The sequence below is a fragment of the Streptomyces atroolivaceus genome, from assembly GCF_000717025.1.
GTDB classification, from domain to species: Bacteria; Actinomycetota; Actinomycetes; order Streptomycetales; family Streptomycetaceae; genus Streptomyces; species Streptomyces atroolivaceus.
In genome coordinates this window covers 735324-748442 of the sequence record NZ_JNXG01000002.1, presented here as the reverse complement: position 1 = coordinate 748442, position 13119 = coordinate 735324, and the positions used below count along the sequence as shown (strand labels likewise).

General features: G+C 71.7%; 13 protein-coding genes. 3 read left to right on the top strand and 10 right to left on the bottom strand.

The features are described from left to right. Positions 1-159: 159 nt before the first annotated feature. Together phoH2 and OO67_RS06715 are read right to left on the bottom strand one after the other, a co-directional pair. Positions 160-1482 (bottom strand): RNA 5'-3' helicase PhoH2, encoded by a 1323-nt coding sequence (gene phoH2 / locus OO67_RS06720; RefSeq protein WP_033297965.1) that lies wholly within the window; start codon positions 1480-1482, stop codon positions 160-162. A 348-nt stretch (positions 1483-1830) separates the two neighbouring features. Beyond that, positions 1831-2592, bottom strand: coding sequence for an isoprenyl transferase (locus OO67_RS06715; RefSeq protein ID WP_033297964.1), 762 nt, complete (start codon positions 2590-2592; stop codon positions 1831-1833). 207 nt (positions 2593-2799) lie between these two features. Here OO67_RS06715 and mgrA point away from each other — a divergent pair, with 207 nt between their 5' ends. Both mgrA and OO67_RS06705 read left to right on the top strand, forming a co-directional pair. Continuing rightward, on the top strand, positions 2800-3837 hold the full coding sequence (mgrA, locus tag OO67_RS06710) for an L-glyceraldehyde 3-phosphate reductase (RefSeq protein ID WP_033297963.1): 1038 nt from the start codon (positions 2800-2802) through the stop codon (positions 3835-3837). Positions 3838-4158: 321 nt separating this feature from the next. Next, a complete protein-coding gene (locus tag OO67_RS06705; RefSeq protein WP_033297962.1) occupies positions 4159-5337 on the top strand; it encodes a winged helix DNA-binding domain-containing protein in 1179 nt (392 codons plus the stop codon). Between the two features lie 36 nt (positions 5338-5373). On the opposite strand, the gene OO67_RS06700 is transcribed toward OO67_RS06705, so the two are convergent. The 3 genes from OO67_RS06700 to OO67_RS06690 form a co-directional block, all read right to left on the bottom strand. Next, positions 5374-5829 carry a hypothetical protein gene (locus OO67_RS06700; protein ID WP_033297961.1) on the bottom strand — a complete coding sequence of 152 codons (456 nt, stop codon included), beginning with the start codon at positions 5827-5829 and terminating at the stop codon, positions 5374-5376. 103 nt (positions 5830-5932) lie between these two features. Continuing rightward, positions 5933-6760, bottom strand: a complete 828-nt coding sequence (locus OO67_RS06695; RefSeq protein ID WP_033297959.1) for a class I SAM-dependent methyltransferase — start codon at positions 6758-6760, stop codon at positions 5933-5935. 71 nt (positions 6761-6831) lie between these two features. Beyond that, positions 6832-7626 carry a prepilin peptidase gene (locus OO67_RS06690; protein WP_033297958.1) on the bottom strand — a complete coding sequence of 265 codons (795 nt, stop codon included), beginning with the start codon at positions 7624-7626 and terminating at the stop codon, positions 6832-6834. Between the two features lie 104 nt (positions 7627-7730). On the opposite strand from OO67_RS06690, the gene OO67_RS06685 reads away from it, so the two are divergent. Continuing rightward, the gene (locus tag OO67_RS06685) at positions 7731-8120 is read left to right on the top strand and encodes a DUF192 domain-containing protein (RefSeq protein WP_033297957.1); all 390 of its coding nucleotides are present in this window, start codon (positions 7731-7733) and stop codon (positions 8118-8120) included. On the opposite strand, the gene OO67_RS06680 is transcribed toward OO67_RS06685, so the two are convergent. From OO67_RS06680 to OO67_RS06660, 5 genes are all read right to left on the bottom strand, one after another. After that, entirely contained in the window at positions 8092-8865 is a 774-nt protein-coding gene (locus OO67_RS06680; protein WP_033297956.1) for a hypothetical protein, read from the bottom strand. The genes OO67_RS06685 and OO67_RS06680 overlap by 29 nt on opposite strands. Positions 8866-8949: 84 nt before the next feature. Next, entirely contained in the window at positions 8950-10137 is a 1188-nt protein-coding gene (locus OO67_RS06675; protein ID WP_033297955.1) for a glycosyltransferase family protein, read from the bottom strand. Positions 10138-10286: 149 nt separating this feature from the next. Next, positions 10287-10730: a hypothetical protein gene (locus tag OO67_RS06670; protein WP_244300050.1), complete on the bottom strand. Its 444-nt coding sequence runs from the start codon at positions 10728-10730 to the stop codon at positions 10287-10289. A gap of 331 nt (positions 10731-11061) precedes the next feature. Further along, entirely contained in the window at positions 11062-11475 is a 414-nt protein-coding gene (locus tag OO67_RS06665; protein WP_033297954.1) for a hypothetical protein, read from the bottom strand. After that, the gene (locus tag OO67_RS06660; RefSeq protein WP_033297953.1) at positions 11472-12938 is read right to left on the bottom strand and encodes a polymorphic toxin-type HINT domain-containing protein; all 1467 of its coding nucleotides are present in this window, start codon (positions 12936-12938) and stop codon (positions 11472-11474) included. Before OO67_RS06660 ends, OO67_RS06665 begins: the two co-directional genes overlap by 4 nt. Positions 12939-13119 lie beyond the last annotated feature (181 nt).

Below are 13119 nucleotides of genomic sequence, written 5' to 3'. Positions count from 1 at the left end.
AAGACTCTGCCGGAAGGACACGGCGCGTTGCAATTCTGTGTTGCGTGTGAAAGCTCACACCTCGTTTGGCGCACAACTTTTTCGGAAATGACGGCGCAGCACAATGCCGCCCGGCTAAGCTCCTTGGCTCGCCGGGCGGCATCTATGGGGTGTTCCTGGTCAGATGTGGCCGTCCTCCAGCATTTCGGTCACCAGCGCGGCGATCGGCGAGCGCTCCGACCGGGTGAGCGTGACGTGCGCGAAGAGCGGATGCCCCTTCAGCTTCTCGACCACCGCGACGACTCCGTCGTACCGGCCGACCCTGAGGTTGTCCCGCTGTGCCACGTCATGGGTGAGCACCACTCGCGAGTTCGCCCCGATACGGGACAACACGGTCAGCAGGACGTTGCGTTCGAGGGACTGTGCCTCGTCCACGATCACGAACGCGTCGTGGAGCGAACGGCCCCGGATGTGGGTGAGCGGCAGGATCTCCAGCATCCCGCGCCCCAGCACCTCTTCGATGACCTCGCGCCCGGCGACCGCCGACAGCGTGTCGAAGACGGCCTGCGCCCAGGGGCTCATCTTCTCGGCCTCACTGCCGGGGAGATAGCCGAGCTCCTGCCCGCCGACCGCGTACAACGGCCGGAAGACCATCACCTTCTGGTGCTGACGGCGCTCCAGCACGGCTTCCAGGCCCGCGCAGAGGGCCAGTGCCGACTTGCCCGTACCCGCCCGGCCGCCCATGGACACGATGCCCACATCCGGGTCGAGGAGCAGGTCGAGCGCGATGCGCTGCTCGGCGCTGCGGCCGTGGATCCCGAAGGCCTCCCGGTCACCGCGTACGAGACGCACGTTGCCCTCGGCCGTGACCCTGCCCAGCGCCTTGCCCCGCTCGGACTGGAGGACCAGCCCGGTGTGCACCGGGTACTCGGCGGCCTCGGGGATGTAGAGGCTCTCCTCCCCGAACAGCAGATCGACCTGCTCCGCGGCGACGGGAAGCTCCGCCATGCCGGTCCAGCCGGAGTCCGTGACGGCCAGTTCGGCGCGGTACTCCTCGGCGAGGAGGCCGACCGAGGAGGCCTTGATCCGGAGCGGAAGGTCCTTGGAGACGACGGTGACGTCGTACCCCTCGGCCTGCAGATTGCGTGCGACCGCGAGAATCCGTGAGTCGTTGTCCCCCAGCCGGTAGCCGGCGGGCAGGACGCCGGGGTCGGAATGGTTCAGTTCGACACGGAGCGACCCGCCCAGATCCCCGAGCGGGATCGGGGCGTCCAGCCGGCCGTACCGGACACGGAAGTCGTCCAGCAGGCGCAGGGCCTGCCGGGCGAAGTACCCGAGCTCGGGGTGGTGCCTCTTGGCCTCCAGCTCCGTGACGACGACGATCGGCAGCACGACTTCGTGCTCGTCGAACCGGGTCACGGCTTTGGGGTCGGCCAGCAGGACGCTGGTGTCGAGAACATAGGTGCGCCTGTCGGGCATGCGGCGCTTAGTGCTGGTCACCACGGAAGGACGTACCCCCTCGGACGAGGTCGGGGAGTGCGACGGGCGTCGCGGAACTTCCCGAAGGGAGAGGACGGACCGGGTTCGGACCCTGTGCGCGGGCCGAACGCCGGCCCTCCGCGTCGGCCGCACGGAGTGCGGTCCTTCGTGTGCAAAGGGCCTCCCGGGCGAGCGGGCTGGGTGCCGCTCACTTGGCTGCGACGTCCGCCTGGTTGCTGACCGGACGTCGACCTGAGAGCTGTATTCCCTCGTGGACGCGAAGCCATGCCCCCGCCTGCGACAAGGTGCGTCCGGCCGGGCCTCCGGGGCCGCTCTCGTCCTTCGGCCGTCCGCCCGGTCGCGCCGCGTTTCTCAGGCCCCGTAGCGCCGGTGCCGCGCCGCGTAGTCACGCAGGGCGCGCAGGAAGTCGACCTTGCGGAAGGCCGGCCAGAAGACCTCGCAGAAGTAGTACTCCGAATGGGCGCTCTGCCAGAGCATGAAGCCCGACAGCCGCTGCTCCCCGCTGGTACGGATCACCAGGTCCGGGTCGGGCTGTCCGCGGGTGTAGAGGTGCTCGGAGATCAGGTCCGTGGAGACGACCTCGGCGAGTTCCTCGAAGGTCGTGCCCCGCGAGGAGTGTTCCAGGAGGAGGGAGCGGACCGCGTCCGCGATCTCCTGACGGCCGCCGTAGCCGACGGCGACGTTGACGATTATCCCGTCGACCCCCGCCGTGGCCTCCTCCGCCTCCTTGAGGACGGTCTGGGTCCGCGCCGGCAGGAGGTCGAGCGTGCCGACGTGGTGGACGCGCCACCGCCCGTCGGAAGCCAGCTGGCGCACCGTGTTCTCGATGATGCCGAGCAGCGGGATGAGCTCCGCCTCCGGCCGGTCGAAGTTGTCCGTGGAGAGCAGCCAGAGGGTGACGACCTCGACATCGGTCTCGCTGCACCAGCCGAGCAGCTCCGAGATCTTGTCCGCCCCGGCCTGGTGTCCCTGCACGGCCGAGCCGCCGGATGCCTTCGCCCACCGCCGGTTGCCGTCGAGGATGACTCCGATGTGCTTGGGCACCTGGTCGTGATCCAGGCGGCCTTCCACCCGGCGTGCGTAGAGCCCGTACACCAGGTCGCGCAAGTTCACTGAGTTCACCCTCTCGGTTCCGTACGGGCCCGAGGCCCGCCCTCCCCCTCGCCGGGGGTCCGGGGCCGCCCCCCGGGGGATCGCCGTGCGGTCCGCGCACCGCGCTTTCGCGCCGCGGACCGGCATGTCCCGAAGCCGCCACATTACTGCGGACGGGTCACAGGGGCCCAACCCGGTCTGTCACAACTCCGTGATAAGGAGTGAAACGTGACTGATTCCCTCTCCTACCTCGCCGACGAGTCGCGTTACGACTCCATGGAATACCGCCGGACCGGCCGCAGCGGGCTCAGGCTGCCGGCCGTCTCGCTCGGTCTCTGGCACAACTTCGGCGACGACCGCGCCCTGGGTTCCCAGCGGGCGATCCTGCGCCGCGCCTTCGATCTCGGCGTGACCCACTTCGACCTCGCCAACAACTACGGCCCGCCCCCGGGCTCCGCCGAACTGAACTTCGGCAAGCTCTTCCGCCAGGACTTCGCCCCGTACAGGGACGAGATCGTCGTCTCCACCAAGGCCGGCTACCGGATGCACCCCGGCCCGTACGGCGAGTGGGGATCCCGTAAGTACCTGCTGTCCTCGCTCGACGCCTCCCTGCGGCGGACGGGCCTCGATCACGTCGACATCTTCTACTCCCACCGCTTCGACCCCGCCACCCCGCTCGAGGAGACGATGGGTGCGCTCGCCTCCGCCGTGAACCGGGGCAAGGCGCTGTACGCGGGCGTGTCCTCCTACAACGCGGCGCAGACCGCCGAGGCGGCGCGGATCCTCCAGGACATGGGCGTACCCGCGCTGATCCACCAGCCGTCCTACTCGATGGTCAACCGCTGGATCGAGGGCGACGGGCTGCTGGACACCCTGGAGACGGCCGGCATGGGCTGCATCTCCTTCGCGCCGCTCGCCCAGGGGCTGCTCACCGGCAAGTACCTGGCGGGCATCCCCGAGGGTTCGCGGGCCAGCCAGGGCAAGTCCCTGGACCCGGATCTGCTGTCCGACGAGATGGTGCGGCGGCTGCGCGGGCTGAACGACATCGCGCGGGGCCGGGGGCAGTCCCTCGCGCAGCTGGCGCTCAACTGGGTCCTGCGCGACAGCCGTATGACCTCGGCCCTGATCGGGGCGTCGAGCGTGCGGCAGCTGGAGGAGAACGTGGCCGCGCTCGCCGCCCCCGCGCTGACGGCCGCCGAACTGAAGGAGATCGACACCTTCGCCGTGGACACCGCGCGCACCAACATCTGGGCTGACCGGGGCTGACACCGCCGCCCTGTCGCCGCCCGGTTCGTGTCCGTTTCCGGGACCGGACACGGAGCAACCGCCCGTGCCGCACACGGGCCGCATGTCAGGAACATCGTCCGGGCACAAAAAACGGGCCGGTCCGTGGGGGGGGTTACGGACCGGCCCGAGGGGGGGTTTCCACCATAACCCTTCGTAAGTGATGGTGGGTGCCACGCCACGGAATAATTACTCTCCGAATTCGCCGGACTGCGCTGCGGGCACGTCCGGGGCACCGCTCCGCCCGCACCGGGCACCTCATGCAGGACAGTTTCTGTCCTGCATGAGGCCTAGATTCGGCCCATGACGACACGATCCCGCAGCACGACCGTGAGCTGGTCCGAGGCGAACGCCCGGCGGCTGGACCGGCAGTCCCTCTCCGGAAGTGCCGCAGCCGCGGGTCACGCCGCCCATGACGTCACCGGTGGTGTCGCCGCGATGCTCGGGGCACACGCCCAGGTGCTGTCCGCCGCCGAGCTCTCGGTCGCCCTCCGCGCGCCGGGGGTGACACGTACAGATGTGCGTACGGCGCTGTGGACCGACCGAACCCTCGTCAAGACGTTCGGCCCGCGCGGCACCGTGCACCTGCTGCCCGCCGGGGAGCTGGCCATGTGGACCGGCGCCCTGTCGGCCGTGCCGGCGGGCAGCAGCCCGTTCCCCAAGGCCGCACGGATGACGCCGGACCAGGTGGAAGCGGTCGTGGCCGCGGTGGCCGACGCGCTCGCGGGTGCCGAGCTCACGATCGACGAGCTCTCCGACGAGGTGATCGGCCGCACCGGCCCCTGGGCGGGTGACCTTGTGATGCCCGCGTTCCAGGGGATGTGGCCCCGCTGGCGCCAGGTGCTGCATCTGGCCGGTCACCGGGGCGCCCTGTGCTACGGGCCTAACCGGGGCAGGAAGGCCACGTACACCAGTCCGGGAACCGTGCCGATGCCCGGCCCCGAGGCGACAGCCGCACTCGTCCGGCGCTACCTGAGGGCGTACGGGCCCGCCACGCCGGTCCACTTCGCCCAGTGGCTCTCGGCGCCGCGCGGCTGGGCCGGGCGGCTCTTCGAGGACCTGGCCGGGGCCGGCGAGATCGAGGAGGTGACGTTCGAGGACTGCGGGGCGGCCTGGGTGGCGGCGGGCGACACCCGGTTCCCGTCGGGGGCGCCGCGAGGTGTGCGGCTGCTCCCCTACTTCGACGCGTTCGCCATCGCCTCCCGGCCCCGTGAGCGGCTCTTCCACGGCGCGGCCTACGAGCGCGCGCTGGCCGGCGGCCAGGCGGGCAACTTCCCCGTGCTGCTGGTGGACGGGGCGGTCGCGGGCGTGTGGCACCAGCGCCGGTCGGGGAAGCGGATCGCGGTGACCGTGGAGCCGCTGCAGCCTCTCGACGCGGGGCGGACCCGGGCGCTGGAGGAGCAGGTGGAAGGGCTCGGCAAGGCGCTGGAGGGGACCCCTGAGCTGACGGTGGGAAAGGTGACCGTGGGCGGTCACGCGTGACGTGGGGGCGGGGAGGGGCGGCGGGGCAGGGCGAGGTCAGCAGGGCACGAAGCGGATCGTCACCGTGTCGCCGCCGATGACCACGAAGTCGCCGTTCTCGCACCGGAGCACCGCCTCGCGCACCTCGCCGTGCTCGTCGCGCCGTTCCTGGGTGCCGGTGACCGTCCAGGCCCCGCCGTAGGGAGGGGGCGGCAGGTGCCTCAGCTGCTCGAACTGCCACTGCCCCGCGGGCACGCACCAGTCGGGAAGACGGGGCCAGGCTCCGGAGGTGATGTTCAGCGTGTGGTCGGAGGCGCAGGTCAGCAGGACCGACTGCCCGCCCTCCAGCACGAATTCGACGGCTTCCGGCTCCCCCGCACGACCCTCGGGCCGGTAGAACAGGCCGTGGACCGCGGTGATCCGCGCCCCGGTGAGCCAGTCGGCCTTCCCATGGCGCGGCCTGCCGGCCGGCGGGCTGATCTCTCCGCCCGTCATTTCCCTTCCCACCGACATGACCTGCTCCTTCGTTGTGCGCTCAACTACTAGGGTCGCACTACTCATGGGTAGGACGGTGGGACAGGTGATGCCGTTGCATCCGCGGCCCGTGAGGCCGCCCTCAGCGTAGGCCCGCCGGCGGCTGTTCCGGCTTCCGTGCCTCGATCAGGAAGCGGGAGCTGTGGGCGACGAACGGACCCTTCTCCTCGATCTCCCGGTGGAGGCTGCGAAGTTGGGGCAGGTAGGCGCCGACGGTGAATCCCGGCACCATCCAGATGACCTTGCGCAGGAAGTAGACGACGGCTCCGATGTCGAGGAACTCGATGCGCAGCCGCTCGGCACGGAGGTCCGTCACCTCGAGCCCGGCGGCCTCCGCGTCGTCCCGCGCGCGCCGCGGATCCCGGGCGCCGCGCTCCTCGGGGGCCCGCGGACCGAGGAAGTACTCGACGAGTTCGAACACACTCTCCGGCCCGACCTGTTGGGAGAAGTACGTGCCTCCGGGAGCCAGCACCCGGGCGATCTCGTCCCACCAGGCCGTCACCGGATGCCGGCTGACGACCAGGTCGAAGGCGCGGTCGGCGAAGGGCAGCGGCGGTTCGTCGGAGTCCGCGACGACGGCGGCGCCGCGCGGGTGGAGCAGGGCTGTCGCGCGGGCGATGTTCGGCGGCCAGGACTCGGTGGCCACCGTGAGCGGTGCCAGCACGGGCGCGGAGGCGAGCACCTCCCCTCCGCCGGTCTGGATGTCGAGTGCGGCCCCGGCACGTGCCAGCTTGTCCGCCATGGCGCGCGCGTATCCCCATGAGGGGCGCTGCTCGGTGGCCCGTCCGTCGAGCCAGGAGAAGTCCCAGCCGTCCACGGAGACGGAGCCGGCCTCCGCGACGAGGGTGTCGAAGCGCGCGTCGGAGGCGTCGGAGGCGGAGGGGACGGAGGGTACGGACGATCCGGTCATACGGGAAGGGTGTCAGCAGGGCACGGCCCGGCGCGACCTCATATTCCGTACGTCAGTGCGCCGGGTGGAGTTCAGGCGGCGAGGCCGCCGAACACCAGGCCGAACAACGCTCCCGCGATCATGAACGGGCCGAACGGGATGCCCGTCTTGCGCCCGGCGCGTCGCACCAGCATCAGCCCCGCGCCGTACACCGCGCCGAACAGGAAGCCTGCGAAGCCGCCCGCGAAGAGCACCGCCCACCCGTACCAGCCGAGGGCCACGCCCAGCGCGAGCGCGAGCTTCACGTCACCGAAGCCCATGCCGTTCGGGTTGATCAGGAAGAGCAGGAAGTAGAAGCCGCCGAGCGCCACTCCGCCCAACAGGGCGGAGATCCAGGATCCACCGTGCCCGGGCAGCAGGGCCGCACCGCCGAGGAGCGCCGCCGCGGCACCGGCGAGGGGCAGCGTCAAGGTGTCGGGGAGCCGGTGGACGCGGCGGTCGATGACCGCGAGGAGGACGGCGACGGGGGTCAGCAACAGCCAGACGACGGCCTCGGGCCGGTTGCCGGTGGCGGCGGCGAGGGCCACGCAGGCGAGCACGGTGACCACCGGGGCGACGACGGAGGGGGCGTAACGGCCCCCTCCCTCCGGCGAGGGGGCCGCCGAAGGCGCCGCGCCCCCCGGGAGCGAGGGGACGGTCACGGCGCATGCCGCGCATCTGGTCGAACCCAGCCAGCCCCGGGCCAGCCCCGTGAGGGCGTGCCCGGCCGGGCAGGCGTCCCTCCAGGGCTCCTCGGGCTCGACGGAGAAGCGGTACGCGGCGCGCGGGAGCAGCAGTCCGGCGGCAGCGCCCCAGAGCGCGGCGACCGCAATCAGTGTGGCGTCCACGGACCCGACCCTAATCCGGCCCGCGCGGAGGGGTCTTGGGCCCTGGGGCCCACCTCCGGCCGTTCCGGGCCCACGCCCCGGCCGACGGGTCTACGGTCGGGTCCATGGGGAAATGGCGTGACGGCGGCGGAACACTGACGGTCGGGACGGACTCCGGGGCGCGGGAGGTGCCCCTGCGCATCGCCGCCTCCTACCGGGCGCGGGCCCGTGGGCTGCTCGGCGTGGACGGCGTGGACGGCGCGCTGCTGATCACGCCGTGCGGGAGCGTGCACACCTTCCGGATGCGGTTCACCATCGATGTGGCGTACCTGGACCGCGGGTTCAACGTCCTGGCGGTCCGCACCATGAAGCCCGGCCGGCTCGGCCTGCCCAGGCTCCGCGCCCGCCACGTGGTGGAGTCGGAGGCCGGGGCGATGGAGCGGTGGGGCCTTCGGCCCGGGACACGGGTGCGGGTCTCCGCACCCGTCACGGAAGTTTCGCCGCCTGCGCGGTGACGAGTGCGGCCGGGACCTCCGGTGTCGTCGCCGTCAGGAAGTCGGCCGCGTAGAAGGTGACGACCGTCGAGCCGGTCCGTACGAGGTGGAAGACGAGCGGGACCCTCGCGCCCTCCAGGCTGCCCGTCACCTGGTAGGCGAACGACTCCTGGCCGGCCTGGACCACGGGCAGCGTCTTGACCTCGGTGTAGGTGGACGGCCCGTCCTCACTCGTCGTACGGAACCCGTCGGCGCAGTTCCGTGCCGCGTCGCGGACCGAACGCAGCAGTTCCTCCGCCCCGCCCTTCGGGTGCGAGGTGAGGATCTCGGTGACGACCGTCTGGTCGTCCTTGCCCTCCTCCCGCGTGTCCGTCGCCGTGCGGAAGACGGTGGCGGCCGGGGCCGGTTCGGGCGAGCCGTTGATGATCGCGGTGATCGGCCGGCAGGCCTCGTCCTCGGGCTCCTCGGTGCCGCGTTCGTCGGTGCCCTCCAGGGGCGCGATCTCGAAGCCCGGCACCTCGTCCGTGGCGAGGACCACCTTCGCGAGCTCGGCCTCGGTGAGGGTCCTGCCGTTGCTGGTGGGTGTGGGGGCGGGAGCGGAACCGGCCCCGGGCGTGGCGGTGGGGCCCGATCCGGAGACCGGGGTCCGCGAGGCGGTGGCCTTCGCGCCGGCCCCCTTGTCCCCACCGTCGTCCGGTCCGCAGCCGGCGGCCGCCAGACAGAGGACGAGCGTGCTCGCCGTCACGAGAGTGGTACGTACCTTCATCGCTCACCGCTCCTGACCCGCCGTACACCGGACCGGCATGCTAACGACCGGGGGCGCCCCCGCGCATGGGCCCCTGGGCCCAGCTCACGGCGGCCCGGGCCCCAGCAGCGTCCACGCCCCGTACGCGGCGGAGCCCAGGGCCAGCACGGTGACGAACGCGCCCGTGCGCACCGTCGTACGCAGCCGTGCCAGCGCCACGGCCGGGGGCAGGAGCAGGGGGAAGGCGGGCATCATCAGGCGGGGCCGGGAGCCGAAGTAGCCGGAGCCGATGAGCGAGATCACGACGACCGCGATGCCGTACACCAGCACGGGGAGCGGCTGCCGCTGCCGCACGCACAGGTACACCAGCCACCCCAGCAGCCCGAGCGCGGCGCAGAGCCCGAGTGCGGCGGGAAGCGGCAGCCCGACGATGAACGCGGCCAGTGCCCGGCCCCCGTCGATGCTGTTGCCCCACTGCGCCTGGACGTCGAAGTACGCGAAGGGGCTGCCCTCCCGCACGGCGACGAACACCACGTAGGCCAGCCATCCCAGCGGCGCCAGGCAGACGCCCAGCAGCATGCGCGCGTTCCGGCGCGGCAGGCCCCGCCGGCCACCCGCGCGCCACTGCCGTACGAGGGCGACGGCCGCGGTGAGCGCGAGTGCCGCGATGAGCGCGGCGGCCGAGGGCCGCGTCAGCCCGGCGAGCACGCACAGCGCGCCCGCGGCGATCCAGCGGTCCCTGAGGACGGCGTACAGGGACCATGCGGCGAGCGCGGTGAACAGGGTCTCCGTGTACGCCATCGACTGTACGAACGCGGTCGGGTACGCGCCCCACAGCGCGGCCAGCACCACCCCGGTCCGCCGCCCGTACAGCCGGGCTCCGACGGCGAAGATCCCCCAGGCCGCGAGCAGCCCCGCCAGCCAGGCGACGGCGATCCCGGCGCCCTGCACGGTGAGCGGGGTGACCGCGGCGAGACCGCGTTCCAGGGCCGGCAGGAGCGGGAAGAACGCCAGGTCGGGATGGACACCGCCGTCGGGGAGGGTCACGGTGTAGCCGTAGCCGTCCTCGGCGATCCGCTGGTACCAGACGGAGTCCCAGCGTCCGCCCAGCAGGTGCAGAGCGTCCTTACCGGCGGCGGACGCGGACAGCCAGAAGACGAGTAGCCCGACGGCCCGGACCGCCGCGTAGGCGCCCAGCGCGGGGGCGGCTGCGGTGAGCAGGGCCATGGCGCGGTGCCGGGTGCTTCGGGATTCGGACGCCGCCGGTCGGGAGCGCGGCTGCTGATCGGGCATACGGCCGATTATGTCCGCCGCCGGGGAGGCCACCGGGCCGGGCCTCTCGGGAGGCAGAGGCGTACGGGGTCCGCGCCGGGCCCGTGGGGAAGCGGAGGTCTCCGGGGCTCCTCGCCGGGCCCGTCCATGACGCACGGGTCCGCACGGGGTCACCAAGCCAGGCCCGGCAGCAGCCCTCCTCCAGCCCGCAGTACCTCCGTGTGCGGCTCCTGCCGTGTGCCGAGCCCCCGGCCGACCAGCGGAGCGACCGTGCGGATCAGCTTCAGCTGCGCCGAACGCAGGATGCGTAACGTGGTGTCGTCGGCCCAGCCGGTCGTGGTGGACCACTCGTACCCCGAGCCGACCACCTCGCTCACGAAGGCCAGCTCCGTCGCCAGCAGGGCCCGCGCCCAGTCCATCGGCTCGAGCGCCCCCTTCTCCGCCAAGGCGCTCCGGATCGACATGCCGCGGCGGCTCAGGTCCTGGGCGCTGTCGAAGCCCATGGCCACGGCGAACTCCTCGGTGCAGCGGGCGGGGCCGCACCATTCCGTCAGCCCTTGCTGGAGGAGGCGGGACTCCTCGTCGGTCAGGGTCAGTTGCTCGGCCGTGGGCACGCGTCGTCACCTTCCGGTTGCGGCCCGGCCCGGCGCCGTGGGGGTGCGCCGGGACGGGCGTCGATCACCTGCAGCGCAGACGCTATTGACCCGGCGGGCCCGTCGTCTTGGGCCCAGGGGCCCAACTCGGGCCCCCAGCCGTCCCGTGCTCGACGGCCGCCCCGGCCGCCGGGACCGCTCCTCCGCCGTGGCGCCCGCTGATCCCGCGGAGCCCTCTGAGCCCGCTGATCCCGCGTCGCCCGCGGTTCGGCGGTGATGCGAAGCCTCCCCCGAAGCAGCCCCCCGGGGGCATGCCCGGCGGGCTCCGCTCCGGCCGCGTGCGGCCGCCTGCCTATCCCACTTCCGTCACCTCGACGCCGTATTCCCGGCGCAGATCCTCCACCAGACGCTTCCTCCCCGCTCTCACCAGACCACGGGCCCACCAGGTTTCCTCCGGGATCCTGGGGAACGCGTCCGGGTTGATGAGCGCACGGAACCTCTCGTCGACCGCTTCCACCTCCAGGCGGAGACCGGCGAGTTCGGGGAACTGCTGCAGCTCCTCGGCGGCCAGGGCCCGCTCCAGCGAATTCCTTGACGTCAGGTCGTTGAAGTAGTCCTCGGCGTCACCTCGGTACCCCTGCTCGCACTGGTCGACGAACGTCGACCAGCGGGCCAGGAGCGCCTCGGGCTCGGTGTCACGCCACCGTCCCGACGCGGCGACGAAGCGCGAGAACTCGTCGCGAAAACCGCTGTCACCTTGTGTCATCGAGCTGCCTCGTTCGCGAAGTATGCGGCCGGATCGTCCGGTCGGAAGTAGGTCGTGATGGTGTTCCCGTTCCTCATGCCTATCCTCCCCTGGGCGTCCAGCCGAATGACGACGCCGTCACTCCGGACGGCCTCACGCGCACCGGCCGGCAGGCTCGCCGGGTCCATCAGCCTTTCGGCATCCGCCACGTACCTGTCGAACCCGTCGGGCGTGTCGTATTCCGGCATGTCGGCCGTGCGCGTGGGGTTGCCGGCGTCATCGAGCCCCAGCACGTGCTTGTCGTACTTCTCGTCGGCGACGCCAGGCCTGAAGCCGCAGTTGTTGTTGTGCACCAGCACGGGCGTGCCGCCCGCCAGCACGTAGTACGTGTGGATGCCGGAGACGGTGAGGTCGTGCGTCGTCCGCCGCTGGGTGTAGCGGGAGACGGAGCCCACCGTCAGCGTGGTGCCGTCCGGTGTGCGGAGCCCGGTGCCGGGGCGGATGTCTCCGGCATCGAGCCAGCGCCGCCGGTCCACGGACCAGAACGGGTGGGTGTCGGTGGCGGTGAGGACCGCCGGGCCCGTGGGCGTCCGGAACACCAGGCGCGTGAAGTGCTCGTCCTCGTGGGTCGTGATCAGCCGCTCGACCTCGCGCGGTCCGTGCCGCCCCGTCAGCGGGTCGGTCGCGGAGACCATGGAGCCGGCGGTGACCTTCTCGATCCCGACGCGACGGCCGTCCGCGAGCAGGACGGGAGTGCCCGGAAGGAAGCTGTGCTTCACCGGGCAGGTGACCGGCTTGTCGTCCTTCTTGGGGGGATCCTTCTTCTCGGTGTCGAGCTTCTTCTTCGCGTCCGCGAGCTCCTTCTCCGCGTCCGTGACCCTCTTACGGTTCTTGACCAGGCCCTTCAGCCCGTCGTACAGGTCCCCGCCGTGCTTCTTGAGCTTCTTGATCAGCTCTGCGGCCTTCTTCCACTTCCACGGTGCCCCGTACTTCGCGGCGAGCTTCCCGACCGCACCACCGATCAGGCTCAGCAGCACATTGATCAACGTCTCCGTGCAGGCGCCCATGTCGCCCTTGGTGATGCAGTCCAGCGCATCGGTGATCCCCAGCTCCTCGGCCAGGATCTTCGCCAGCTCCTTCGCCGCCTCCAACGCCTTGTCCGAGCTGGTCTTCTCCGCCGCCTGCGCGTCCTGAAGCTCCTTCAGCGCGGCGTCGTAGTCGATCTGAGCCTGCGACTTCGGCGCCCCCTCGTCAGAGGCCGGCGTGCCGTCCCCCGGCGAATCCTGCGCCTCAGGAGCACCGCCGTCGCCGCAGTCACCACCCCCGGTGACCCGGCACACCTGCGCACCGATCTTCTCCGACAGCTCCGCGCCGATCCCCGTCGCCACCAGAGCGCCGACGATCGCCACCACCACCATGACCAGACCGACGTACTCGATCGCTCCCTGACCACGCTGACCCCGGCGCAGCCCGAGCAGACGCACCCCGGTCCGCGGCACCTTCCCCCGCGACCAACGGCGCAACCGACGACGCACAACCCCCGGACGAGACATACAAATGACGCTAACTACCGCCCCCGACACCTGTCTTGGGCCCACGGACCCAACTGCCCGCCCGGCCGTCCTGTGGACGGCACCCGAGGCGGCCGGCGACGGACCAGCGGCA